The organism is Brevundimonas sp. GW821-FHT02A10 (assembly GCF_059422025.1).
On record NZ_JBWKWC010000005.1, the window covers coordinates 45,398 to 69,362 of the forward strand.

25 protein-coding genes are annotated in these 23,965 nt (G+C 68.1%); 15 read left to right on the top strand and 10 right to left on the bottom strand.

All coding sequences use genetic code 11. The features are described from left to right. Positions 1-9 precede the first annotated feature (9 nt). From AC07U0_RS14035 to AC07U0_RS14060, 6 genes are all read left to right on the top strand, one after another. Entirely contained in the window at positions 10-1,251 is a 1,242-nt protein-coding gene (locus tag AC07U0_RS14035; RefSeq protein WP_494720630.1) for a putative DNA modification/repair radical SAM protein, read from the top strand. Then, a complete protein-coding gene (locus AC07U0_RS14040; protein ID WP_494720631.1) occupies positions 1,251-2,696 on the top strand; it encodes a UdgX family uracil-DNA binding protein in 1,446 nt (481 codons plus the stop codon). The genes AC07U0_RS14035 and AC07U0_RS14040 overlap by 1 nt, the downstream gene beginning before the upstream one ends. Positions 2,697-2,804: 108 nt before the next feature. After that, positions 2,805-3,923 carry an ABC transporter permease gene (locus AC07U0_RS14045; protein WP_494720632.1) on the top strand — a complete coding sequence of 373 codons (1,119 nt, stop codon included), beginning with the start codon at positions 2,805-2,807 and terminating at the stop codon, positions 3,921-3,923. Beyond that, on the top strand, positions 3,923-4,732 hold the full coding sequence (locus AC07U0_RS14050) for an ABC transporter ATP-binding protein (RefSeq protein WP_494720788.1): 810 nt from the start codon (positions 3,923-3,925) through the stop codon (positions 4,730-4,732). Before AC07U0_RS14045 ends, AC07U0_RS14050 begins: the two co-directional genes overlap by 1 nt. A gap of 15 nt (positions 4,733-4,747) precedes the next feature. Beyond that, positions 4,748-5,686, top strand: a complete 939-nt coding sequence (locus AC07U0_RS14055; protein WP_494720633.1) for an MlaD family protein — start codon at positions 4,748-4,750, stop codon at positions 5,684-5,686. After that, positions 5,683-6,336 carry an ABC-type transport auxiliary lipoprotein family protein gene (locus AC07U0_RS14060; RefSeq protein ID WP_494720634.1) on the top strand — a complete coding sequence of 218 codons (654 nt, stop codon included), beginning with the start codon at positions 5,683-5,685 and terminating at the stop codon, positions 6,334-6,336. The genes AC07U0_RS14055 and AC07U0_RS14060 overlap by 4 nt, the downstream gene beginning before the upstream one ends. On the opposite strand, the gene AC07U0_RS14065 is transcribed toward AC07U0_RS14060, so the two are convergent. From AC07U0_RS14065 to AC07U0_RS14075, 3 genes are all read right to left on the bottom strand, one after another. Beyond that, positions 6,337-7,143: a toxic anion resistance protein gene (locus AC07U0_RS14065; RefSeq protein ID WP_494720635.1), complete on the bottom strand. Its 807-nt coding sequence runs from the start codon at positions 7,141-7,143 to the stop codon at positions 6,337-6,339. A gap of 171 nt (positions 7,144-7,314) precedes the next feature. After that, positions 7,315-7,965, bottom strand: coding sequence for a 3-oxoacid CoA-transferase subunit B (locus AC07U0_RS14070; protein WP_494720636.1), 651 nt, complete (start codon positions 7,963-7,965; stop codon positions 7,315-7,317). Positions 7,966-7,967: 2 nt separating this feature from the next. Continuing rightward, positions 7,968-8,672, bottom strand: a complete 705-nt coding sequence (locus AC07U0_RS14075) for a CoA transferase subunit A (protein ID WP_492947472.1) — start codon at positions 8,670-8,672, stop codon at positions 7,968-7,970. A gap of 480 nt (positions 8,673-9,152) precedes the next feature. Between AC07U0_RS14075 and AC07U0_RS14080 the strand changes: the two genes are divergently transcribed. The 9 genes from AC07U0_RS14080 (at position 9,153) to AC07U0_RS14120 (ending at position 18,667) form a co-directional block, all read left to right on the top strand. Beyond that, entirely contained in the window at positions 9,153-10,037 is an 885-nt protein-coding gene (locus AC07U0_RS14080; protein ID WP_494720637.1) for an SGNH/GDSL hydrolase family protein, read from the top strand. Positions 10,038-10,063: 26 nt separating this feature from the next. Next, positions 10,064-10,876 carry a GDSL-type esterase/lipase family protein gene (locus AC07U0_RS14085; RefSeq protein ID WP_494720638.1) on the top strand — a complete coding sequence of 271 codons (813 nt, stop codon included), beginning with the start codon at positions 10,064-10,066 and terminating at the stop codon, positions 10,874-10,876. Next, positions 10,877-12,334 (top strand): MBOAT family O-acyltransferase, encoded by a 1,458-nt coding sequence (locus tag AC07U0_RS14090; protein ID WP_494720639.1) that lies wholly within the window; start codon positions 10,877-10,879, stop codon positions 12,332-12,334. A 16-nt stretch (positions 12,335-12,350) separates the two neighbouring features. Next, positions 12,351-12,848 carry a hypothetical protein gene (locus tag AC07U0_RS14095; protein WP_494720640.1) on the top strand — a complete coding sequence of 166 codons (498 nt, stop codon included), beginning with the start codon at positions 12,351-12,353 and terminating at the stop codon, positions 12,846-12,848. 104 nt (positions 12,849-12,952) lie between these two features. After that, a complete protein-coding gene (locus AC07U0_RS14100) occupies positions 12,953-14,299 on the top strand; it encodes a tyrosinase family protein (RefSeq protein WP_494720641.1) in 1,347 nt (448 codons plus the stop codon). Then, positions 14,296-15,066: a zinc metalloprotease gene (locus AC07U0_RS14105; protein WP_494720642.1), complete on the top strand. Its 771-nt coding sequence runs from the start codon at positions 14,296-14,298 to the stop codon at positions 15,064-15,066. The genes AC07U0_RS14100 and AC07U0_RS14105 overlap by 4 nt, the downstream gene beginning before the upstream one ends. Before the next feature lie 82 nt (positions 15,067-15,148). Next, positions 15,149-16,306, top strand: a complete 1,158-nt coding sequence (locus AC07U0_RS14110; RefSeq protein ID WP_494720643.1) for a GNAT family N-acetyltransferase — start codon at positions 15,149-15,151, stop codon at positions 16,304-16,306. Beyond that, positions 16,303-17,202 (top strand): hypothetical protein, encoded by a 900-nt coding sequence (locus AC07U0_RS14115; RefSeq protein ID WP_494720644.1) that lies wholly within the window; start codon positions 16,303-16,305, stop codon positions 17,200-17,202. The genes AC07U0_RS14110 and AC07U0_RS14115 overlap by 4 nt, the downstream gene beginning before the upstream one ends. Positions 17,203-17,338: 136 nt before the next feature. Further along, positions 17,339-18,667, top strand: a complete 1,329-nt coding sequence (locus AC07U0_RS14120) for an FAD/NAD(P)-binding protein (RefSeq protein WP_494720645.1) — start codon at positions 17,339-17,341, stop codon at positions 18,665-18,667. 4 nt (positions 18,668-18,671) lie between these two features. Here AC07U0_RS14120 and AC07U0_RS14125 read toward each other — a convergent pair whose 3' ends face one another. From AC07U0_RS14125 to cyoC, 7 genes are all read right to left on the bottom strand, one after another. Further along, positions 18,672-18,854: a hypothetical protein gene (locus AC07U0_RS14125; RefSeq protein WP_494720646.1), complete on the bottom strand. Its 183-nt coding sequence runs from the start codon at positions 18,852-18,854 to the stop codon at positions 18,672-18,674. 89 nt (positions 18,855-18,943) lie between these two features. Next, complete coding sequence (locus AC07U0_RS14130; protein WP_494720647.1) at positions 18,944-20,035, bottom strand: hypothetical protein; 1,092 nt, start codon at positions 20,033-20,035, stop codon at positions 18,944-18,946. A 131-nt stretch (positions 20,036-20,166) separates the two neighbouring features. Further along, positions 20,167-20,703: a response regulator transcription factor gene (locus AC07U0_RS14135; protein ID WP_492947483.1), complete on the bottom strand. Its 537-nt coding sequence runs from the start codon at positions 20,701-20,703 to the stop codon at positions 20,167-20,169. Beyond that, on the bottom strand, positions 20,703-22,037 hold the full coding sequence (locus AC07U0_RS14140; protein WP_494720648.1) for an ATP-binding protein: 1,335 nt from the start codon (positions 22,035-22,037) through the stop codon (positions 20,703-20,705). Before AC07U0_RS14140 ends, AC07U0_RS14135 begins: the two co-directional genes overlap by 1 nt. 2 nt (positions 22,038-22,039) lie before the next feature. Then, positions 22,040-22,810: an SURF1 family protein gene (locus AC07U0_RS14145; protein WP_494720649.1), complete on the bottom strand. Its 771-nt coding sequence runs from the start codon at positions 22,808-22,810 to the stop codon at positions 22,040-22,042. A 22-nt stretch (positions 22,811-22,832) separates the two neighbouring features. Beyond that, entirely contained in the window at positions 22,833-23,333 is a 501-nt protein-coding gene (cyoD, locus tag AC07U0_RS14150; RefSeq protein WP_494720650.1) for a cytochrome o ubiquinol oxidase subunit IV, read from the bottom strand. Beyond that, complete coding sequence (cyoC, locus tag AC07U0_RS14155; RefSeq protein ID WP_207867910.1) at positions 23,330-23,962, bottom strand: cytochrome o ubiquinol oxidase subunit III; 633 nt, start codon at positions 23,960-23,962, stop codon at positions 23,330-23,332. Before cyoC ends, cyoD begins: the two co-directional genes overlap by 4 nt. Positions 23,963-23,965: the final 3 nt, after the last annotated feature.

Sequence of the window (23,965 nt, forward strand, 5' to 3'; positions counted from 1 at the left end):
AAGGAGAACATGGTTCAACTTGATCTTCGTGGAAAGCTGGCGGTCCTGGCGGACGCGGCGAAATACGACGCCTCCTGCTCCTCATCCGGTACGGCGAAAAGAAACTCCATCGGCGGCAAGGGGATCGGCTCGACCGAGGGCATGGGGATCTGCCACGCCTATACGCCGGACGGGCGCTGCGTCAGCCTGCTGAAGATCCTGCTGACCAATTTCTGCATCTACGACTGCGCCTACTGCATCAACCGCGTGTCCTCGAACGTGCAGCGGGCGCGGTTCACGGTGGAAGAGGTCGTGGACCTGACGCTGAACTTCTATCGCCGGAACTATATCGAGGGCCTGTTCCTGTCCTCGGGCATCATTCGCTCGGGCGATTATACGATGGAGGAACTGGTCCGGGTGGCCCGGTCGCTGCGGCTGGACCACGATTTCCGCGGCTATATCCATCTGAAGCTGATCCCCGAGGCCGATCCCCGGCTGGTGGAGGAGGCGGGGCTGTATGCCGACCGGCTGTCGGCCAATATCGAGGTCCCACGCGAGGAGGCCCTGACCCGGCTGGCCCCGCAGAAGAGTCTCGCGGTCATCAAGAAGGCCATGGGCCAGGTCCGGCTCGGGGTCGAGGCCGCCAAGCCGCAGAAGAAGGACCGGATCAAGCCGCCCAAATTCGCACCCGGCGGCCAGAGCACCCAGCTGATCGTCGGCGCCGACGGGGCGCCCGATACGGAAATCCTCGACCGCAGCGCCTCGCTCTACGGCGGTTACGGCCTGCGCCGGGTCTATTATTCCGCCTTCAGCCCGATACCGGATTCCAGCGCCGCCCTCCCGTTGTCGAAGCCGCCGCTGATGCGTGAGCACCGGCTGTATCAGGCCGACTGGCTGATGCGCTTCTACGGCTTCTCGGCCCCCGAGATCGGGGAGGCGACGACCGGTGGGATGCTGGACCTCGCCGTCGATCCCAAACTGGCCTGGGCCCTGAACAAGCGCGAGCTGTTTCCCGTCGACGTCAACACCGCCGACCGCGAGTCCCTGCTGCGCGTGCCGGGGCTGGGGGTGAAGTCGGTCGACCGGATGATCGGGGTGCGGCGCTACCGGACCTTGAGGCTGGAGGATGTGGCGCGGCTGTGCCGGGGCATCGACAAGGTTCGGCCCTTTATCACCGCCCTGGACTGGACGCCGGGCGGGCTTACCGACGCCATCGACCTGCGCGCCCGGCTGACGCCGACGGTCCAGCCCGTCCAGCTGAGCCTGTTCTGATGCGCGTCGCGGTCCTGGCCTCGGAGACCGACTTCGAAGGCTGGCGTCTGGCCGCGCGGGCCTTCCGGCTGGAGGGCGTGCCGCCGGGGGAAGCGCGGTTCGTGGTGGGCGAAGACCTTCAGGGCGGACTGTTCGACGCCGCTCCTGCCCAGGATCTGGAGGCGGCGCCCGCTCCTCGGTCCCTGCGCGTTCCGCAGGCTTTCATGGATATGGCCCAGGACGTCGTCCTGCATCGCACCGCCGACCGCTTCGACCTGCTGTACCGCATCCTCTGGCGGCTTCAGGCCGAGCCGGACCTGATGCGGGTGTCGTCTGACCGCGACGTCTCCGACGCCATGGACCGACAACGCAACGTCAGCCGCGCCGGCCACAAGATGAAGGCCTTCGTCCGCTTCCGTCAGGCGTTCGACGAGGAAGGGGAGTGTTGGGTCGCCTGGTTCGAGCCCGCCCATCGGGTGCTGGCCCGCACCGCCCCCTTCTTCGCCAACCGCTTCACCACCATGCGCTGGACGATCCTGACGCCCGACGGTTCCTGTTTCTGGGACGGCAAGGCCATGAGCTTCGGCCCGCCCGCCGAGGCCGCCGACGCGCCGCAGGAAGACGAGATCGAGGAGTTCTGGAAGACCTACTATGCCTTCACCTTCAACCCGGCCCGTCTGAAGACGAAGACCATGCAGGGCGAGATGCCCAAGCGATACTGGAAGAACCTGCCCGAGGCCGCCCTGATCCCGGAACTGGTCGCCGCCTCGGCGGTTCGCACCGATGTCATGGTCGCCACCCCGCACTCCGAACCTAACGCCCGGCTGGCCAAGGCCATCTTCCGTCACAACCGTGACGGCGCCTTCGAGGAGGGCTTCTCGCCGTCGAACCTCGACGAGCTGCGCCACGGGGTTCAGTCCTGCCGCCGTTGCCCGCTGTGGCGTGACGCGACCCAAGGCGTCTGCGGCGAGGGCCCGTCGCGGGCGAAGCTGATGATCGTGGGCGAGCAGCCGGGGGATCACGAGGACCTGGCCGGCCGTCCCTTCGTCGGCCCGGCGGGCAAGCTGCTCAACGACGCCCTGCGTGAGGCCGGCATCGACCGCGACGAGGCCTTCGTCACCAATGCCGTCAAACACTTCAAGCATGAGCCGCGTGGCAAGCGCCGCCTGCACCGCACCCCCACCACCAGCGAGGTCACCGCCTGCCGCTGGTGGCTGGATCACGAACGGAAGCTGGTCCGGCCCAAGGTCGTGTTGGCTTTGGGCTCTACGGCCAGCCTGGGCGTACTGGGCCGCAAGGTCGCGGTGACGAAGGAACGGGGTATGCCGATCCCCCTGACCGACGGGTCCAGCGCGATGATTACCGTTCACCCCGCCTATCTGCTGCGGCTGCCGGACGAAGCCGCGAAAGGCCGTGAACATGCCGCCTTTATCCGGGATCTGAAACGCGTCCGTCAGCTGCTGTGACGCGTAACTGCCACGGTCGACTGAACAACTTGACCATATGGGCGTTCACAGGCCTCGGGACCGGCTTCGCCATGGGCGTTCGGCGCGGGCTCGGCTAAAGGGGAGGGGATGAGCGCAGCGGATTTCGAGATCGATGAGTCGGGCGGCGACAGCGCGGTTCTGCGCCTCACCGGGGACTGGACCACGGGCGGTCTGGGCCAGGCGGCGCGCCGGCTCAGCGACCAGCTGTCCGGCCGTACGGTCTCGCGCATCGACATCTCGGATCTGGGGCGGTTCGACACAGCCGGCGCCCTGATCATCGCCCAGGCGACGGACAAGTCCCTGCCGGCCGACGCCTGGTCCTCGCGACCCGAGGCGGGCCGCATCTATACGATGGTCGAAAAGCTGGAGCGCGAGAGCGCGCCACCGCCGAAACGCCCCGACGCCTTCACCCGCACCTTCGCCAAGATCGGCCACGGCGTGTACGACATCGGCGGCGAGATGATCCTGTCGATGGCCTTCCTGGGCCGTCTGATCACCGCGTCCGGAACGGCCGTGCGCCATCCCTCCGACATCCGCTGGCCCGCCTGGTTCAGCCAGGGCGAACGCTCGGGCCTGGACGCCATTCCGATCATCGCGGTGACCAACTTCTTCATCGGCGCCGTCATCGCCTTCCTGGGCGCGAACCTGCTGACCCAGTTCGGGGCCGGCGTGTTCACCGTACAGCTGGTCGCCGTCGCCACCCTGCGCGAACTGGCGGTCCTGATCACCGCCATCCTGCTCGCCGGGCGTTCGTCCTCGTCCTTCGCGGCCGAGATCGGTTCGATGCGGATGAACCAGGAGGTCGACGCCATGCAGGTCATGGGCGTCAATCCCTTCCAGGCCCTGGTCATTCCGCGGCTGGCCGCCATGCTGGTGATGATGCCGCTCCTGACCTTCGTCGGCATCCTGACGGGCCTGCTGGGCGGCATGCTGGTGACCTGGAGCCAGCTCGGCTACGGGCCCGCCTTCTTCATCCAGCAACTGGGCCAGGACAATACGATGGCGACCCATCTGTTCGTCGGCATGGTCAAGGCGCCGGTCTTCGCCATCGTCATCGCCGCCATCGGCTGCCGGCAGGGGATGGCGGTCGCCGGCGACGTCGAGAGCCTGGGGCGGCGCGTCACCGCGGCCGTGGTTCAGGCCATCTTCGCCATCATCCTGCTCGACGCCGTCTTCGCCCTGATCTTCCTGGAGCTGAACCTGTGATCAAGGCGAAGACTCCTGAGGCCGAAGCGTCCGCGAACGACAAGACGCCCGACAACCTCATCGAGGTGCGCGGTCTGGTCAGCCAGTTCGGCGATCAGGTCATCCATGACGGCCTGAATCTCGACGTCCAGCGCGGCGAGGTCCTGGGCGTGGTCGGCGGGTCGGGCACCGGCAAGACGGTGCTGCTCAACACCATCATCGGGCTCAAGGAGCCTGACGGCGGCACGATCCGTATCTTCGGTCACGACACCTCGGACCTGACCTCGGACCAATCGGCCGACATCGAGCGCCGGACCGGGACCCTGTTCCAGCAGGGCGCCCTGTTCTCGTCGCTGAGCGTGCTCGACAACGTCGCCTCGCCGCTGGTGGAGCATACGAAGCTGCCGCGCGAGACCATCCGCGAACTGGCCGAGATGAAGATCGCCATGGTGGGTCTGAAGCCGGAGTCGCACCATCAGAAGCCGGCCGAACTGTCAGGCGGAATGCGCAAGCGCGTCGGCCTGGCCCGCGCCCTGGCGCTCGATCCCGAACTGCTGTTCCTGGACGAACCGACGGCGGGGCTGGACCCGATCGGCGCCGCGGCCTTCGACGAACTGATCCGCACCCTGTCGGACGACCTGGGCCTGACCGTCTTCATGATCACACACGACCTCGATAGCCTTTACGCCATCTGCGACAAGGTCGCGGTGCTGGCCGACAAGGGGATCGTCGCCAAGGCCACGGTTCAGGAACTGGAGCGTTCCGATCATCCGTGGATCAAGGAATACTTCCTGGGGCCGCGCGGTCGCGCCGCCACAAAGGCCGCCTGAGGAGAGCGGACGACTATGGAAAGAGACGCACACTACGCCGCCGTCGGCATCGCAACGGTCTTCCTGTTGCTGGCCCTCGCGCTGTTCACGATCTGGATGGCTCGGTTGCAGTTCAACAAGGACTACGACGTCTACGACATCGTCTTCTACGGGCCCGTGCGCGGCCTGTCGGAGGGCGGCGAGGTCCACTTCAACGGCATACGCGTTGGCGAGGTCACCGATCTGAACCTCGATCCCAAGAAGGGCGATCAGGTCATCGCCCGGGTCCGCCTGAACGGCACCACCCCGGTCCGGGTCTCCTCGCGCGCCCAGCTGGAGCCGCAGGGCATCACCGGCCTGAACTACATCCAGATCACCGCCGGGACCGAAGGCAGCGCCCTGCTCAAGAGCCAGTACCCCGAGAACGTCGTGCCGGTGATCCAGAGCCAGCCGTCGCCGATCGCCGAACTGCTGTCCGGCTCGGGCACAGTGCTGGCCCAGACGGTGGATGCCCTGAACCGGATCAACCGGGTCATGTCCGACGACAACATCCGCTCCTTCTCCACCAGTCTGAAGAACATCGAGGCCCTGTCGACCGAGCTTGAGGCCCGCAAGGGGATGTTCAAGGAGCTGGAAGCCGCCCTCGCCAAGGCCAATGCGGCGGTTGAGGAATACCGTCAGCTGGCCGTCGACGCCCGTACGGTGGTCAATGGCGATGGTCGGGAAGCCATCGCCAACATCAACAAGGCGACCGAGGACGCCCGCACGGCGATCGCCTCGATCAACCGGTCGGCCAATGCGCTGGAGCGGCCGCTGGGCGAGTTCTCGACCACGGGCCTGCCGCAGTTGACCCAGACCATCGAGGAACTGAACGAGGCCACGGCCTCACTGCAGAGCCTGATCGACGACGTGCGCGCCAGCCCGCGCGACTTCATCGGCCGTCCCGCATCCAAGGAAATGGAGGTCCAGCCGTGACCGGTAACCCGATCCGTATCCTCGCCATCGCCGGCCTTGCCCTTGTGGCGTCAGGCTGCGCGCTTCTGTCCTCGCCCAAGCCGGTGCAGCTCTACCGGTTCGGCGGGACAGGCGCGGAGCCGGCGGCGGTCGCGCCCGGGGCGACGACGCCGATCCCCGTGGCCCTGCGCCGTATCGACTTCCCCGAAGCCTCCAAGGGCGACCGCATCCTCGGCGTCACGGGCAATGAGACGGCCTATATCAAGGGCGCGCGCTGGGTCTCTCCGGCCGAGATCCTGTTCAACGACGCCCTGGAAGAGGCCTTCAACGCCCATCCCCGGGTGCGGCTGATCGGGCGGCGCGAGCCCGGCGTGGCGACCCGGGTCCTGACCGTGGACGTGACGAAGTTCGAGGCCCGCTATGACGCCCCGGGCGGCAACCCGACGGTGGTGATCACGGCCCGGGCCCGGCTGACGGTGCTGCCCGAGCGCAATGTGACCAGCGAGCAGGTGTTCACCGTCTCCCAGCCGGCGACGGAGAACCGGGTCTCGGCCATCGTCGACGCCTTCGACATCGCCTCGCGGGATCTGGATAACCAGATCGTGGACTGGACCGCGAACAGCGCTCCGGCGGCCGTGGCGACCCCGGCGGCGCGCCCGACTGCCCGATAGTCAGATCGCCTTGCGGGCGGCCTCGATACGGCCGTCGGCCTCGACGCGGCGCTGGCGGGCCGTCTCGACCTCGCGGGCCGCGGCGTCGAGCATGGCCAGCACCGTCTGGCGCGAGGTGGTCAGGCGGGCCTGATCGGGCGCGACCTTCTTTGTCTTCTTCGGGCCTTTGACGCCGAGCGCCCGGACCCCGAGGTTGTCGGCCCATTCGTGGTGCCATTCGATCATGGCGTCGCAGGCCATCTTGAGCCGCCGCGCGGCCTGGCCGTCGGCGTTCTGGCCCACGCGAACCTGGGGCAGCAGGCGGACGCCGGCGTCGCGGGCGTCGGCCAGGCGGTGGCCGCGCTGGTGGACCGGATGCAGGACCGGCTGGGCGCCGGGTTCGGTCGTCTGAACCGGAGCGATCTTCCTCAGGCAGGCGGCGACGAAGTCGTCCATCTCCAGCACCCCGTGGCGGATGTCGGTCCAGAGCTGCTCGAGGGTGCCCGAGCGGCGGGCGACGGCGCCGACCCGGACCTGCAGGTCGTCCAGGGATTCAGCCAGGGTGCGGGTCACCTCGGCGAAGCGGTCGCGGAAGGCCTTGAGGCGGCGCTTGCGGCTGTCGAACAGGCCGCCGAGGCCCTTGCGGGGCTCCAGATCGGCGGGGTTCAGGCTCTCCAGACCGGCGCGCAGGTGATGGATGACGGCCAGGGCTTCGGTCAGCTCGCCGCTGCGCATCTCGGCCCGGACCCGGTCTGCGAGGGCCGCGAGACCCTTGCGGGCGTCCTCGCCGAAACCGTCGGAGACGGCCTCGGGCGAGAGCTGGGCCACGCGCGCCTCATCCGGAGCGGGAAGACCCGGCCAGATTCGATGCGTATTGGTTGCCGACATGCCGCCCATCTCCCTTAACCACTATCGTCAGGGAACGGCCCGTTTGCCAAGCGGGATCGCGTGCCAGTTGCGAGATTTGGTTAAACGTCAGGCGGTTAGGCGAAGGAACGCTTACGTGAGGGAAGGCGAGACGGTGTAGGCCGCCTGGGTTTTCGCCGCGACCTCGTCGAGGGTTACGCCCTCGGCCAGTTCGATCAGCTCCAGCCCCGCGCCGTCCGGCTTGACGTCGAAGACGGCCAGGTCGGTGATGATGCGGCTGACCACGCCCGTGCCTGTCAGGGGCAGGGTGCAGGCCTTCAGGACCTTGGACTCGCCGTGCTTGTTGGCGTGATCCATGACCACGACCACGCGCTTGACGCCCGCGACCAGATCCATGGCCCCGCCCATGCCCTTCACCAGCTTGCCGGGGATCATCCAGTTGGCGATGTCGCCGTTCTCGGCGACCTCCATGGCCCCCAGGATCGACAGGTTGATATGGCCGCCGCGGATCATCGCGAAGCTGTCGGCCGAGCTGAAGTAGGACGACTCCGGGATCTCGGTGATCGTCTGCTTGCCGGCGTTGATCAGGTCAGGGTCTTCCTCACCGGCCCAAGGGAAGGGGCCCATGCCCAGCATGCCGTTCTCGGACTGGAGGGTGACCTCCATGCCTTCGGGAATGTAGTTGGCGACCAAGGTCGGGATGCCGATACCCAGGTTCACATAGAAGCCGTCCTGCAGCTCCTTGGCGGCGCGTTCGGCCAGTTGTTCGCGAGTACGGGCCATGGTTATGCGACCTCTTTCTGACGGACGGTGCGCTGTTCGATGCGCTTTTCGAAGCTGCCCTTGAACAGGCGGTCGACGTAGATGCCGGGGGTGTGAATCTGGTCCGGATCCAGCGAGCCGGTCGGGACGATCTCCTCGACCTCGACCAGGGTGACCTTGCCGGCGGTGGCCATCATCGGATTGAAGTTGCGGGCGGTCTTGCGGAACACGAGGTTGCCGCGCTCATCGGCCTTCCACGCCTTGACGATGGCCAGGTCGGCGACGAGGCCGGTCTCCATGACGTAGTCGCGGCCGTCGAAATTGCGGACCTCCTTGCCCTCGGCGACCAGGGTGCCGACGCCGGTGGCGGTGAAGAAGGCGGGGATGCCGGCGCCGCCTGCGCGGATGCGCTCCGCGAGAGTGCCTTGCGGATTGAACTCCAGCTGCAGCTCACCGGCCAGGTACTGGCGCTCGAACTCCTTGTTCTCACCGACGTAGGAGGAGATCATCTTGGCGATCTGGCGGGTCTCCAGCAGCTGGCCGAGGCCGAAGCCGTCCACGCCTGCATTGTTGGAGATGACGGTCAGGCCCTTGACCCCGCTGTCGCGCAGGGCGGCGATCAGGTTCTCCGGAATGCCGCACAGGCCGAAGCCCCCGGACATGACGGTCATGCCGTCGAAGGCCACGCCCTCGAGGGCCGCCTTCGCGTCAGCGACGATCTTCCCCATACGCTTCCCTTTTTCACTCTTTGATGAATATTCTTGGGTCCGGTGAATAGTCCGGCCCGAACCGCTTCGCAAGCCGGATCGTAGCCCGCTGGGGGCCAAGGCGAAATGGCACGGTGACTCGAAAAACAGGCGCCAAACCGTGCCAAACCGTGCCAACCCGTCTCCCGAAGGATGTCAGTGTCAGTCGGCAAAAACATACTGACAGACTGCCAAACCCTGCCACTCAACGTCTCGCTTCCGATCAGGATCGTTGGTCGAGAAGGCTAGCACGACCCTCGGGCGTGCCTGCTGAAAGGCCGTCGCCCCCGCACCCGGTCAGGCCCCACCTGACATCCCGGCGCCAAGCCGAAAGTTCCGGACGCCACAGTTAACCTTTTTCTTCGCTCGCGACGCGCAGGCGGTGGGCGGCGATCCGGGGATCGGTTATGGCTGTCGGGTCAGTAAACGTGCGGGTGGGGCGTGCGGGCGAACATCAATTCCTTGACGGCGGCGCTTCTGGTCGGCGTGGGCATCGGCCTGGTGCTGACCCCTGACGGTCGCAACTGGCTGCAGCATCCGACCCTGTTGTTCGGCTCGACCGCCAATGCCTCGGCGGGGCCTGAGCCGGTGAGCGCGCCGGTCCAGCCGGTCGCCAATGTTTCGACTGGCCCGGCCATCACACCGCTGAAGGTGCGGATGGCCAGCGGCAAGCTGCGCGTCGGGGTGTTCGGGGACTCCATGGGCGACGGCCTGTGGGCGGGCCTGTATCGCGACCTGAACGGCGCGCCCGGCGTGACCGTGACCAAGTTCTCCGAGGTCTCCACCGGCCTGTCGCGCTACGACTATGTCGACATCCAGGCCAAGACCGAGCGCCAGATCGCCGAGACCCCGGTCGACGTCGCCGTCATCCTGTTCGGCACCAACGACGCCCAGGGCATCAGCGTGGACGGCCAGATCCACGCCTTCGGCTCCGAAGGCTGGAAGGCCGCCTATGGCAAGCGGGTCGACGATCTGGTGGCCCTGCTGCGCAGCCGCGACATCGCCGTCTACTGGGTCGGCCTGCCCAAGATGAAGCGCGAGAGCTTCGACGCCAAGATGACCCTGATCAACGAGGTCGTCGCCGCCCATATGAAGGCGCTGAACGTGCCCTATATCTCGACCGTCGCCCTCACCTCGGACGGGGATGGCGACTACGACGCCTATCTGACCGCCCATGACAGCGGCCGCCGTCAGCTGATGCGGGCCAACGACGGCATCCACATGTCGATGGCCGGCTATCTGCGGATCAGCGAGCCGGTGGTCGAGCGGCTGAGGGCCGACGCCGGTCTGGCGTCTCCGCAGGCTGCGGCTCCGGCTCAAGCGAGCGCGGGCGGCGCCGGGGCGTGATCCGGGGGCTGGTTCTGGCTTCGGTCTTGTCAGCGGCCGCGTTCGCCGCGGTTCCTGGCTTTGCCGTGGCGCAGGAACGGCCATGGACGCCCCTGCCGTCGCCGCAGAGCCGATCGTGTCCTGACGGTCTGTGTCAGGCGTTCGAGCTGACGCCCCTGTTCCGCGCCCTCGACGGCCGCTGGGGCGGGGTGGTGCGGATCGTCCAGTTCGGCGACAGCCATACGGCCGGGCGGCTGATTACCGGATCGCTGGAGACCCGGCTGAGGGCACGGTTTCCAGCGCGCGATATCCGCATCGAACCCATCGGGGTGGTCGGGGTGACCCTGACCGACCTGGCCAACCACCCGCTGCCGGTGCTGGATGCGCCCGTCGACCTGATCGTGCTGGAATACGGGGTCAATGAGGGCTTCGACGACACCCTCGACCCCGCCGCCTATGAGCGGCTGCTGCGGTCCGAGATCATGCGCTTGCGCGCCGAGGCGCCGCGCGCGGCCGTGCTGATCATGGGGGCGCCCGAGGCTCAGCGCGGGGAGGGTGGCGGAACCTGTCCCGGCGACGCCGAGGCCCGCTGGCGATCGCCGGCCATGCTGGCGGTGGTGCGCGACATTCAGCAGCGCGTCGCGGCCAGCCTGAACGTCGCCTACTGGGACTGGCGCGGTCGGATGGGCGGCGACTGTTCGGCCTTCCGCCTGACCCTGCCGGGCGCGAACGGCGAGGACCCGATGATGCGCGGGGACCATGTGCATTTCACCCAGGCCGGGGCCGACTGGATCGGCGGCCTTCTCTATGAGGACCTGATGACGGCGGGGCGTAACTGGTACCGTGGGGGTGCGCGCTAGATGCTGTTCCCGACCCTCGCCTTCGGCGTCTTCTTCCTGTTCGTCTATTTCGCCTCCTGGTCGCTGGACCGGGAAAATGGACGACGAAAGTTGTTCCTGCTGCTGGCCAGCTGGTTCTTCTACGCCCAGTGGGATTGGCGCTTCGTCGGCCTGCTGATCGCCTCGGCGGTGATGAACTGGGCCGTCGCCGCGATGATCGCGCGCAAGCCCGTCGACGGCGAAGGCCGCCGCATCGGCACGGCCTGGCTGGTCGGACTGGGCGTCGCGGCCAATCTGCTGATCCTCGGCTTCTTCAAATACTACGGCTTCTTCGCCGTGCAGGCGGGCGAGCTGCTGACGCGGTTCGGCTGGGAGCGGGACCTGCCCCTGCTGCAGGTGGTCCTGCCGGTGGGGATCAGCTTCTTCACCTTCCAGGGCATCAGCTATGTCGTCGATGTGAACCGGGGGCGGACGCCGGCGGCGAAGTCGCTGCTCGACGTCATGCTGCTGATGAGTTTCTTCCCGCATCTGGTCGCCGGGCCGATCGTGCGGGCTTCGGACCTGCTGCCCCAGTTCGACCGCGTGCCGCGCCTGACCAAGGAGATGGCGATCCACGGCCTGCTGCTGATCGCCTGGGGCCTGTTCAAGAAGACGGTCATCGCGTCGGAGCTGTCGATCCGACTGGTGGATCCGGTCTTCTTCGACCCCTCGGCCCATTCGGGGCTGGATATCGCGGCGGCCGTCTATGGCTATGCGGTCCAGATCTATTGCGACTTCTCGGCCTATTCGGACATGGCGATCGGGATCGCGGCCTTGCTGGGCTATTCCTTCCCGCGCAATTTCGATCAGCCGTACCGGGCCAACTCGATGCAGTCCTTCTGGCGGCGCTGGCACATCAGCCTGTCGAGCTGGCTGAGGGACTATCTCTATGTGCCGCTGGGCGGGGGCCGGAAGGGCCTGATCATGTCCTGCGTCAACGTCATGATCACCATGCTGCTGGGCGGGTTGTGGCACGGGGCGGCCTGGACCTTCGTGGCCTGGGGCGGTCTGCACGGCGCGGCCCAGGTCGTCGAGCGGCTGGGGCGTGCCATTCTTGGGCGCTACCGCCCTTCGGGCTACTTGAGCGCGGGGTTCGTCGAGAAGCCGTTCATCCCGAACTGGCTGGGGGTGCTGATCACCTTCCACATCGTCTGTCTGGGCTGGATCCTGTTCCGGGCCGAGAGCTTCGGCATGGCGATGGATGTGCTGGAAGGGCTGGGCCGCGCGGGACCGGTGCTGCTGACCACGCCCTTCCTGCTGCTTCTGATCGTCGGGGGGCTGGCCATGCACTGGCTGCCGCCGCGCATGGTGGAAGGGGTCGCCGAGCGGCTGAAGCCGGCCCCCGCCCTGACGGTCGCTGTCCTGATCGGCGTGGCCATCCTGCTGGTCGAGGCGGTGCGGCCGGACGGCGTCGCCCCCTTCATCTATTTCCAGTTCTGAGGGAGGTTCGAGAGCGATGACCGATCACCCCGAAGACCCGCCCGTCGAGCCGTTCCCCGCGGCGACCGGCGCCTCGCCCTTCCCACCGCTGGACGGGGAGGTCCCGGCCGATCCGCCCAGCGACTGGATCGAGACCGCGAATCCGCACGATCTGCCGACACGCCATCCCTTGGTCCCCGAGCCTCTGGCCGCCTTGGGCCGTTTCGCCTTCCCGCCCGGCCCGCCGCCCGACGAGGAGGGGGTCGCCGCGCGCGACCGGCGCTGGACCAGCCATGTGATCCTGCTGGTGACGGTCTTCCTGCTGGTCTTCAACGCCGCCTCGATCCAGAACTGGTCGCGGCAGCAGGCGCCGGGCTGGGTGACCTCGACCGTGCAGCAGCTGTCCGACGTCTGGTGCGCCCAGATCGCCCAGCTGGGCGCCGACCAGCCGCGCCAGATCGTCCGCGACGCCTATGAGGGCCTCCATGGCCTGCGCTTCCCCGGCCAGAAGCCGGCGCAGAAGGGCGAGGACTAACCCTAAGAGTCTGATCTCACTCGCCGGATCGGTTAGCTGACTGGACACAGACCGGCGTTTGCTGGACTGTCGTTAAGGACGAACGATCGGCCGGGGGGCTGACCATGACCATCGACAGACGTCAGGCGCTTGCGGGGGCAGGCGCGGCCATCGCGGCGGCGACGGCCCTGCCGGCGTGGGGCCAGACCGGACGGGTGCGCAAGGGCGCCTCGACCCTGTCGCCGAACTCGGACGATCTGGTCGCTTTCCGCGACGGCGTGGCGGCGATGAAGCGGCGCACCGACAACCGGTCCTGGGCGCGCCAGACCCGTCTGCACCGCGAGAAGGCCCAGCACGGCAGCGGCCTGTTCCTGCCCTGGCACCGGCTGGAGCTGGCCCATCTGGAGCGGATCATCGCCCGGCTGACCGGCCATTCGACCTTCGCCCTGCCGTACTGGGACTGGCAGGAGGATCGCTTCCTGCCGACCTGGGTGACCACGCCGGGTTCGCCGTTGTACGAGCGTCAGCGCGGCCCCAACGCCAACACCATGGACTTCGCCAAGGCGCGCTGGGCGACCTCACGCAACGTCGCGCGGCTGGCGTCGGACAGTTTCGAGGTCTTCGCCGGCCTGCCGCGCTCGGCCGGGGCGGTCGAGGCCTATGGCCACAACCATATCCATGTGCTGGTCGGCGGCCTGATGGGGCGGACCGAGACGGCGGCGGCGGACGCGGTCTTCTGGCTGCATCACTGCAATATCGACCGGGTCTGGGCGACCTGGCACACTCTGGCCAAGCCCGTGTACCCCTCGGACTGGGGCAAGGTTCCGCTGACCGGCTATGTCGGGGCGAACGGCGAGGACACGGGGACCTGGACGCCGGGCGCGATCGTGGAGACCCGGTCGCTGGGCTACAGCTATGACCGGCTCTATCCCTTCCCGATGTTCAGCGTGGCCAGCAACGGGCCGGCGGGGGCGACGCGGCAGGAGCCGATCGGCCAGACCTCGGTCACGCTCAAGGCCCGCTGCGAGCCCGGCCAGACCAAGATGTCGGTGACGATCCCCGCGGACATCGCCGCGCGGCTGCGCGCCGCCGACGATACGCTGGTGATCCAGGGCGTGGGGCAGGCGACCTACAAGCGGGACGAACGGCTGCTGGATCGCTGTCTGAACATCGACATTCTGGCGGGGGAGCGGAAGCTGGCGCTGGGGTCGTCGCCGACCTTTGTCCACGTCGGGCCGATGGGCGGGATGGATCACAGCATGCCGGGCATGGTCCACGACCATACGACCGGCGACGATTACGGGGTGAGTTTCCAGTTCGGGACCGAGATCCTGAACCTGCTGGCGCGCGATGCGGGGCCGGTGGTGGTCACCGTCGACGCCGAGGACCTGACGCCGACAGTCCAGCGCGCCAATACGGAAGGGCTGGCGCTGGAGGTCGTCCTGACCCTGACCGAGACCCGTTGGGTATGAGCCTGTTCCGGCGAGTTCTGGCCCTGTTGACGATCGGTCTGCTGGCCGGTTGCGCGACGCAGGTCACGCCGCCGCCTCCGCCCCCCTACGTCCCACCGCCGCCTCCGCCGCCCATCGTCATGGCTGCGCCGCCGCCGCAGAGCGACACCTGGGACGGCGGCATCGTGCCCATGTGCTTCGAAGCGCCCCAGGCCGAGGACGACTGGGCGCGCGAGCAGGTCCGTTCGGCCGCTACGACCTGGGAGGGCGCCGCCGATGTGCATTTCAGGATCGCCGACGACTGCGCGACAGGAGGCAACGGGCGGGCCGTACCGATCCGCATCGTCCACGACCCGGAGATGTTCGCCTCGTCCAGCCACCTCGGCCGCAGCCTGCTGAACGGTGGGGAGATCACCCTGAACGCCGAATATCTGGTCACCAACCGGCTGTGTGGGCCGCGGGGGACGCTGGGCGAGTTCAAATGCTTCTACGCCGACTCCCTGCACGAGCTGGGGCACGCCCTGGGCTTCTCGCACGACCACGTCAGCCCGCGTGCGCCCAACTGTCTGGCCCGGACGGCGACGCCCGAGGCGATCAATCAGGCCGAGAGCTATTACGACGCGGACTCGATCATGAACTACTGCAACGACAAGCGGTGGGAAGGGAAACTGAGCGCGGCGGACCGGTGCTCGGTGGCCTCGGCCTATGGGGCGCTGGAAGGCGATCGTCCGACCCGCGCGGAGTGCTACGCCATGGTCGGGGCGACGCCGACGACGCAGGAACCCTGACGGCCGAACCCTGAAGATGGGGTGCGACAGTTTGGCCGACGCATTGCAGGGCTGAAACAGAGCCGTTTGCGAGTGTGTCAAAATGACTGTCCGAACCACGCCTTTCGAAGTCGAGATCGTCCGGCCCTCCATGTTGAGGGTGGCTGACACCGCCGCATGGTCGGCCATCCAGCGCGCCGATCCGGCCTTCCGCAGTCCGCTGCTCAGTCCCCATTTCGCCCGCGCCGTGGGCAAGGTGCGCGATGACGCCCGGGTGGCGATGGTCAGCCGGGGCGGGGAGAGGGTCGCCTTCTTCGGCTTCCACAGGCGTCCGGGTGGTTTCGGCCGGCCCCTCGGCGCGCCGTTCAGCGACTATCACGGCGTGGTCTCGACCGCCGATACGGGGCTGGCGCCGGGCCAGATCATCGCCCTGGCGGGCCTCAAGGCCTTCCGCCACAACAGTCTGATCGACCCGCATGGCCTGTTCCCGGCCACCGAAGACGGGGTCGAGGCCTTCGCCATCGAACTGACCGGAACACCGGACGACTATCTGGAGGCGGTGCGCGCCGCGAGCCCGAAGAAGTTCAAGAACTACCGCCGTCTGGCCCACCGCCTCGCCGAGGTCGGACCGCTGACGATCCGCGCCGACACCTCGCAGGACGCCTTCAACGCCGTGATGGAATGGAAGAGCGACCAGTTTTTCCGCACGGGGGTCCAGGACGTGCTGCGTCCGCAGTGGGCCGGCGAGCTGATGCAGACGCTGTTTGAACGGCGGACCGGGCCGATGACCGGGCTGCTGCTGTCGCTCTATGCGGGCGACACCCTCGTCGGCGGCCATTTCGGGGTGCGCGAGGGCGGCGTCTATCACCCCTGGATCGCCTCGATGTCGCCGGAGATGGCGGCCTTCTCGCCCGGCCAGACCTTCCTCGATCAGGCCATCCGCGCCATGCCGGAGCTGGGGCTGGAGGTCTATGACCTCGGCTGCGGCCACGACCACTACAAGCGCCCCTTCGCCCCGACGATCAGCCTGGTCGGATCGGGCTTCCATTCCGCCCCCGGGGGAACCTTCAAGCGCGCCGAGGAAGCCGCCTGGACGCTGGGGCCGCTTGGGCGCTCCTCGGCGGTCGACAAGGTGCGCCGCCGTCTGGACCATATCGCCACCGCCGATCCCTCGGTGCGGGGTCGGGTGCAGGGCCTGATGGAAGCGGTTTCCGCCACCCGCCGCCGGTCGCTGGGCTCGAACGCCGGAGCCGGCGAATGAGCATCATCACCGACTGGAGCGCCGAAAAGGCCGCGCAGCTGACCAAGGCGAACCTCGGCTTCGACCACGGCCTGCACGAACGCCCGATGTTCAATGACGAGGGGCTGATCTCCCTGCTGGACCGCTATCCGCGCGACAAGCTGGGCGTCTTCACCATGGGCCACGACCCGGTCGACTGGCAGAGCTGGCGCCGGGGCTCGGCGGGCGATCTGTCGGGCGAGGACCTGCTGCGCGCCGCGCAGGAGGGCCGCATCTGGCTGAACCTGCGCCACGCCAACGACTATCTGCCGGAATACGCCGCGCTCGAGGAAGAGATCTTCAACGAGAAGCGCGCCCATGCCGGGATCAAGACCTTCAAGCGCGATCTGGGGATGTTGATCTCCTCGGCCAACGCCCAGGTCTTCTACCACCTCGATGTGCCTCTGGTGTCGCTGTGGCAGTTGCGCGGGCAGAAGAAGGTCTGGGTCTATCCCGTCGCCGAACCCTGCGTCGGGGCCGAGCAACTGGAACGCGTGGTCCTCAAGGAGACCGCCGAGCAGTTGGCCTTCCGGCCCGAGATGGACGCCGAGGCCGAGGTCTTCGACCTGACGCCCGGCAAGATGGTCACCTGGCGCCAGAATGCTCCGCACCGGATCGAGAACGGCCCGATGCTGAACGTCTCGCTGAGCGTGGAATTCATGACCCCGGCCGCCCTGATGCGCGCCAATGTGCTGTACGCCAACGGGGTGATGCGCAGGGCCGGGGCCCGGCCGCGCGTGCAACAGGCGCCGCATCCGACCGCGCTGGCCAAGATCGCCTTCGCCCGCGCCGCCAAGATGTCGGGCATGACCAAGACCTTCGAACGCAGCCTACCGGAGACGTTTCGGCTGGACGAGGGGCGGCGCCTGCAAGCCTGAGACGGTTCCACGAATAATTCTCTATCCATGAGATAGGATATTTCCGTCGCTCTCCGGCGAGGGTCGCGCCATGCTGGGGCATGGTCGAACACTGTCCCCCACAGCCCAAGGTTTCCGTCGCCCGGCGAGGCTGGCGGTGACCGCCCCGCGCATCGCCGTGATCGGGGCAGGGTTCAGCGGTCTGCTGACCGCCGTCCATCTGTCCCGCAAACTGCCCGATGCCGAGCTCTGGCTGATCGAGAAGGCGCCCCGGTTCGGGGAGGGGGCGGCATACGGCACGCGTGAGGCCGACCATGTGCTGAACGTGCGGCTCGGCAATATGAGCGCCTTTCCCGACGATCCGGATCACCTGTCGCGCTGGCTGGCGACCCAGCCCCACTGGTCGGCCCAGGGCGCCTTCATCACTCGCGGCGACTATGGCCGCTATCTCCGCGCCATTCTGTCCGAGACGCTCGGCCAATCCGGATCGCGACTGAAGCTGATCCATGACGAAAGCACAGTGCTGGCGCGCGAGGGCGGCGGCTGGCGTATCGGCTTCGCCTCGGACGACCGACTCGATGTCGATGTGGTGGTGCTTGCGCTCGGCAATCTGGAGCCCGCGGATCCGCCGGGGCTGGATCCGGCGGTGGTCGAGGCGGGCCGCTATATCGCCGATCCCTGGCGCGGGGCCACGGCGCTGAGCGGCGACGTGCGACGCATTCTGCTGATCGGGTCCAGCCTGACCATGGTCGATGTCGCCCTGTCGCACGCCCGGACGGGACGGCGTTTCTTCGCCCTGTCGCGGCGGGGCTTCAGGCCCCGGGCGCACAAGGCGGCGGATCTGGCAGTCGGCTCGCGGCCCTATTCCGGATCGCCCGGCGCGGTGTTGCGGCGGGCGCGGGAGGCGGCCCTGACCTCGGACTGGCGGGCGGTGACCGACGACCTCAGGCGCTCGGCGCGGTCGCTGTGGCGGTCGTGGACTCGGGCCCAGCGCGGGCGGTTCCTGAGGCACCTTCGGCCGATCTGGGATGTTCACCGCCACCGGTTGGCGCCCGGGGTCGCGGGCCGCGTCGAGGCCATGCTGGCGGCGGGCGAGCTGTCGATCGACGCGGGCCGTATCGTCCGCATCGAGCCGGCGGAGGACAAGGTTCTGGTCACCTGGCGGCCGCGCGGCGCGACCCGCACCACGACGCGCAAGGTCGATGCCGTGATCAACTGCACCGGGCCGCTGGCCGATGTGGCGGGCAGCCGCATCCCGCTGATCCGGGAGCTGGTCGCGGGCGGTCTGGCGCGGGCCGATCCGGATGGGCTGGGTCTGGACGTCGATGACGACTGCCGGGTGCGCGACATCGACGGCGCGGCCCAGGACGAGCTCTATGCCGTCGGGCCGATGACGCGCGGCGCCTTCTGGGAGGTGACCTCGGTCCCTGATATCCGTCTGCAGGCCGCCGAGGTCGCCGAGGTGATTTCCTGGACCGTGGGCTGATCGTCTAGTTGCAGCAGCCCTTCGGCCCCGGCGCCTCGTCATCCTTGCGGCGGTCCGCGACCTCGATCCACATGTCGGCGAGGGTCAGGAGGCCTTCGCGGCGCGCGCCGTCGTCCTCGACGACGGCTTCACCAATCATCTCGCTGATCTTCTGCAGACACTCTTCACGGGTTTTGCGGGGAGGCATGACAATCAGGACGCTACGGGTCCGAAGAACCGCCGTCGCATGCCGATGTTCCGTATGGCGGCGCTCGCGGGCGCTGCGCAAGCCCGCCGTCAGGACGCGGGCGGGGTTCCGTTCAGCGACCGCGTCAGGCTGCGCGCCTGGCTCTGGTCGGGCGTCGGCGCCACGACCGGCGCGGGGCTGGCGACGAAGGCAGGCTGGGCGGGGGCCTCTGCGGGGGGCTGAGGCTCCGGCTGTGGTTCCGGCGCGGCCACAGGCGCGGCGGGCGGCGGGGCTTCGACAGGCGCGGGCCGGGGCGTGGGCTCTGGCGTCGGCTCGGGCGCGCGGGCAGGGGCTGCTTCGGCCTCGGCGCCGGCGGCCGTCTGGGATTCCAGCGCCTGCCGGTCCTGATCGCGGGCGACGATGTTGCCGACGGGCGGCGGCAGATAGATCAGCTGGCGCGGCGCCGGCGGGTTTTCGGGAACCTGGTCGGCGGGCAGGGGATCGGGGGCGTCGCCGGTGCGGTAGTTCAGCCCGATCAGCTGGTCCATGACCCTCAGGTCGCCGATACCGGTCTGCGACAGGCAGATCTTGTTGACGTAATAGGCCTTGCCGAACCGGACGAAGACCCAGGACTTGCTCAGGCCGTCGAAGTGCGGACCCGCGCCGTCGGTCCCGCCCCAGCTGAAGCGATCGACCACGCGGGTGTCGCCCGAGCCCTCGCGCGTGCGTTCACCGTTGCGGACCAGATCGGGGTGGTCGCGCTTGATCGTCTCGAACTCGGCGGTAGCCAGCTCGGGGTTCAGGGCGTTGGCCTGATCCTGGGTCAGGGGACGCTCGACGGCGCGGAAGGTGACCGAACAGGAGGCGGCATTGGGCGCGTTCAGGGCCCAGGCGTCGATATAGGTGGCGCGGACCCGCGACTGGAACGGGTCGAAGCTCAGGACGCTGAGGCCGTACTGGTCGCTGCCGTCGATGGTGGCCACGCCGCCGTAGAAGGAGACGCCATTGCCGTCGCGACGCTCGACCTCGAAGACCTTGGGCCAGGTCACGCCGGAAGAAACGGGGCGGCTGAGGGTCGGGGCGATCAGGGTGCCGGTCGACCGCGGCGGCGGGGGCGGCAGGGCTGCCGGCTGGGCGGCCTGTTGCGCAAGCGCAGGGCTCGCCGCGCCCGCGAGCACGGCGATGGCCGCTCCGGAGGCCAAGCCCCTGAAAATGCGATCAAACCCCAGCATCATCTTCCCCTAGGGGAGGCGACCGGCGTTCGGCAACCGCCTTCCCGTGCCGGGTGAGAGATACGGTTAAGAAAGCCGGCGACCGTTGCGGATTTGACTGCTCAGGTCACCTGGCGCTTGGCCAGTTTGCGGGCCAGGGTGCGGCGGTGCATGCCCAGACGGCGGGCGGCCTCGGAGATGTTGAAGCCGGTGTCGGCCAGGGTCTCGTGAATCCGCTCCCACTCCAGGGTCTTGATCGAGGTGGGGCGGGCGCTCAGCGCCATGTCGGGGTCGCCCTCCACCTTGCCGAAGGCGGCCTCGATGTCATCGGTGCTGGAGGGCTTGGCCAGATAATGGGAGGCGCCCAGCTTGATGGCCTCTACGGCGGTGGCGATGCTGGCGAAGCCGGTCAGGACCACGATGGTGGTCGCCGGATCGGCCGCGTGCAGGGTCTGGACGCAGGTCAGGCCCGAGGCGCCGCCCGCCAGCTTCAGATCGACCACGGCATAGGCGGGCTTGTGCACCTCCAGCACCGTGACCAGCTCATCGTGGTTGGCGGCGGTGACGACGGTGTAGTCGCGGCGCTCGAACGACCGTTTCAGGGTGCGGGCGAAGGCCTCGTCGTCCTCGACGAGGACCAGCAGCTTGTCGGACGACATCAGGACGCCTTTCCGGGCAGGGCGATGGCCGACAGGGGCAATCGCAGAACGACCACCGCGCCGCCGTCCTTGCGGTTGCGGGCCTCGACCCCGCCGCCCAGCTTGCGCAGGACATTGACCAGAAGGAAGAGGCCCAGACCGGCGCCGGGCCGGGTCTTGGTGGACTGATAGGGCTGGCCGAAGCGGTTGAGGACGGCGTCGGCGAAGCCCGAGCCGTTGTCGCTGACGGTGATGGACAGGTCGTCCGCCTCCCGCCCGGCGAGGATGACGATGTCGGTCGCGCCGGCCTCGGCGGCATTGTCCAGCACATTGACCAGAACCTGCAGCAGGGCGGGGTCGGAGACGACATTGACGTCCTCGCCCAGCGCGTCGCGCAGGGTTACGGCGACGCCGTGGCGGGTCGGCTTCCAGCCGGCGATCAGGTCGTTGATCAGGGCGCGGGGCGTGGTCACGACCGGGTCCTGACCGCGCGCCTCGCCGGCCGACATCAGGATGCCGGTGACGATGGATTTGCAGCGCTCGACCTCGGCCTGCATGTCGGCGATGTCCTGCGACAGCTCCGGGTCGGCCTTGATGGTCGGCATGCGCCGCCAGTCGCCGAGGATCACCGCCAGGGACGACAGGGGCGTGCCCAGCTCGTGGGCGGCGCCGGAGGCCAGCAGGCCCATGCGGACGATGTGGTCCTCCTCGGCCTCGCGCTGACGCATCTCGGCCAGATAGGAATCCCGGGCCCTGAGGTTGCCGCTGATCCGCGTCACGAAGACCACCAGCAGGAAGGCGATCAGGCCGAAACAGACGAGGCTGCCCTGCAGATAGAGGCTGAAGTCGTTGTCCTGAAGCCGCTCGGGCAGCAGCAGCGGGCGGTGCACGCCGAGCAGCAGCAGGGAGCAGAGCATGGTCACCCCGACCATCAGCCAGGCCGACAGGGGTCGGAGCAGAACCGAGGCCAGCACGACCTGCAGCAGATAGAGGGGGGTGAAGGGGTTGGCGGCGCCGCCGCTGAGATAGAGCTGCCAGGTCAGGGCCGCGACGTCGACCAGCAGGGACAGGACCAACTCGCCCTCGGACACATGCGGATGCAGCTTCAGCCGCTGCAGGCCGAGGATGTTGAAGGCCAGAAGGGCGAGGGGCGCGGCGAGGATCAGCCCCAACGGCAGGGTGATCTTCATGCCGAAATGGACGACCAGGATGGCGAGGATCTGGCCGGCGACGGCGATCCAGCGCAGCTGGATCAGCAGCTGCATATTGCGCCAGCCGGTCGAGGCGGCGACGTCGGCGTTGCGGTCGCGCCAGACGCCGAGGCCGGCCAGCTTGCTCAGGGTTTCGGCCGCCACGGTCAAACCTCGCCTGCGAAGGCGCGGCGGACGCGCCGTTCGTCCCAGGCCAGGAAGGCCCCGCCCGCCGTCAGCATCAGGGCGAGACCGAACCAGGTCAGGGCATAGACCAGATGGCTGTTGGGGAAGCGGATGACCGTCAGCCCGCCTTTCGGCCAGCCGCCGGGGTTGGCCGTGGCGTCGGCGTCGACGAAATAGGGGGCGACTTTGGTCAGGCCGCGCTTCGCCGCGATGGCCTGCACGTCGCGCGAGCGCCAGCTGTCCGTCGCCGGGTCGTTGGCGCGCAGGAAGCCGCCTTTCGGCTCGGTGATGCGCAGCAGGCCCTGAACGGTCGTCTCTCCCTCGATTCGGCCCGCCGCCCGGCTGTCGGGGGCGCGGCGATCCGTCGGCACATAACCGCGATTGACCAGAACCGTGAAGCCGGCGTCGGTCGTGAAGGGGGTCATGACCCAGAAGCCGGGGCCATAGTCGGTGACCGCCTGTGTCAGGGTCTCGCGGTCATTGTCGAAACGGCCGCGGAGGGTGACGTGACGATACTGGTCGCTGTCGCGGGTGATCGTCGGCCAGTGGTCTGGACCGGGGGCGGGGACAGCGGCGGCGTGGACGCGGGCGTCGACCTGACGGATCAGGTCCTGCTTCCACTGCAATCGCTCGACCTGCCAGACGCCGAGCGCCAGCAGCCCGAGGATCATGCCCGGAATCAAGACGCCGAGGATGACCAGGGTCAGGGTCGACCTCGGCTTCCTCGGCGTTTCGTGAGGCCCTTCGGGCATCGGCTGGTCCTGACGACCCGGCTCAGGGAGCCGGGTTCATGTCCATGCCGTGCGGCATCATGTTGGTGTTCAGGTGGTACATGACCCACAGCGAACCCGTGAGGGCGATGACCACCAGGATGAGGGTGAAGATCAGGGCCAGGATGGTCCAGCCGCCCTCGGACTTGGCGTTCATGTGCAGGAAGAAGATCATGTGGACCACGATCTGGGCCACGGCGAAGGCCATGATGATCCCGCCGGTCAGCTGGGGCGCGAACACCCCCGACATCACCAGCCAGAACGGAATGGCCGTCAGCACGACCGACAGGCCGAAGCCGATCAGATAGTCGCGCATCGAGCCGTGGGCATGCTCGTCGTGGTGACCGTGGTCGTCGTGGCCATGGCCATGATCGACGTCGTGGGCATGGGTGTGGCCCTGCGGTTCGACGGCGGCGGCGCTGACGGCGACGGAAGCCTTGGGTGCGGCGGCCTTACGGGCGGCAGGCTTGCGGGCGGGGGTGGTCTTGGTCGGAGCCTTGCTCATCGCAGCATCCCCATCAGGTAGACGAAGGTGAAGACGCCGATCCAGATGACGTCGAGGAAGTGCCAGAACAGCGACAGGCACATCAGGCGGCGCTGGTTGGCGGGGATCAGGCCCTTCCAGCTGATCTGCACCATCAGGGTCACCAGCCAGATCAGGCCGAAGGTGACGTGCAGGCCGTGGGTGCCGACCAGGGTGAAGAAGGCCGACAGGAAGCCGCTGCGTTGCGGCGTCGCGCCCTCGTGGATCAGGTGCGCGAACTCATAGAGTTCGATGCCCAGGAAGCAGAGGCCGAAGACGCCGGTGATCGCCAGCCAGATCAGGGTCTGGGAGACGTTCTTGCGGACCATGGCCAGCATGGCGAAGCCGTAGGTGATCGACGAGAACAGCAGCATGGCGGTGTTCAGGGCCACCAGCGGCAGCTCGAACAGGGCCTTGGGCCCCGGACCACCGGCGTAGTTGCCGCCGATCACGCCGAACACGGCGAACAGCATCGCGAAGATGAGGCAGTCGCTCATCAGATAGAGCCAGAAGCCCAGCATGGTGCTGGAGCCCTCCGGATGATGCGGCTCCTCCTTCAGGTGGAAGACGACTTCCTCGCCGGGGGCGAGAGGTTTCACAGCGCTCGCCATGGA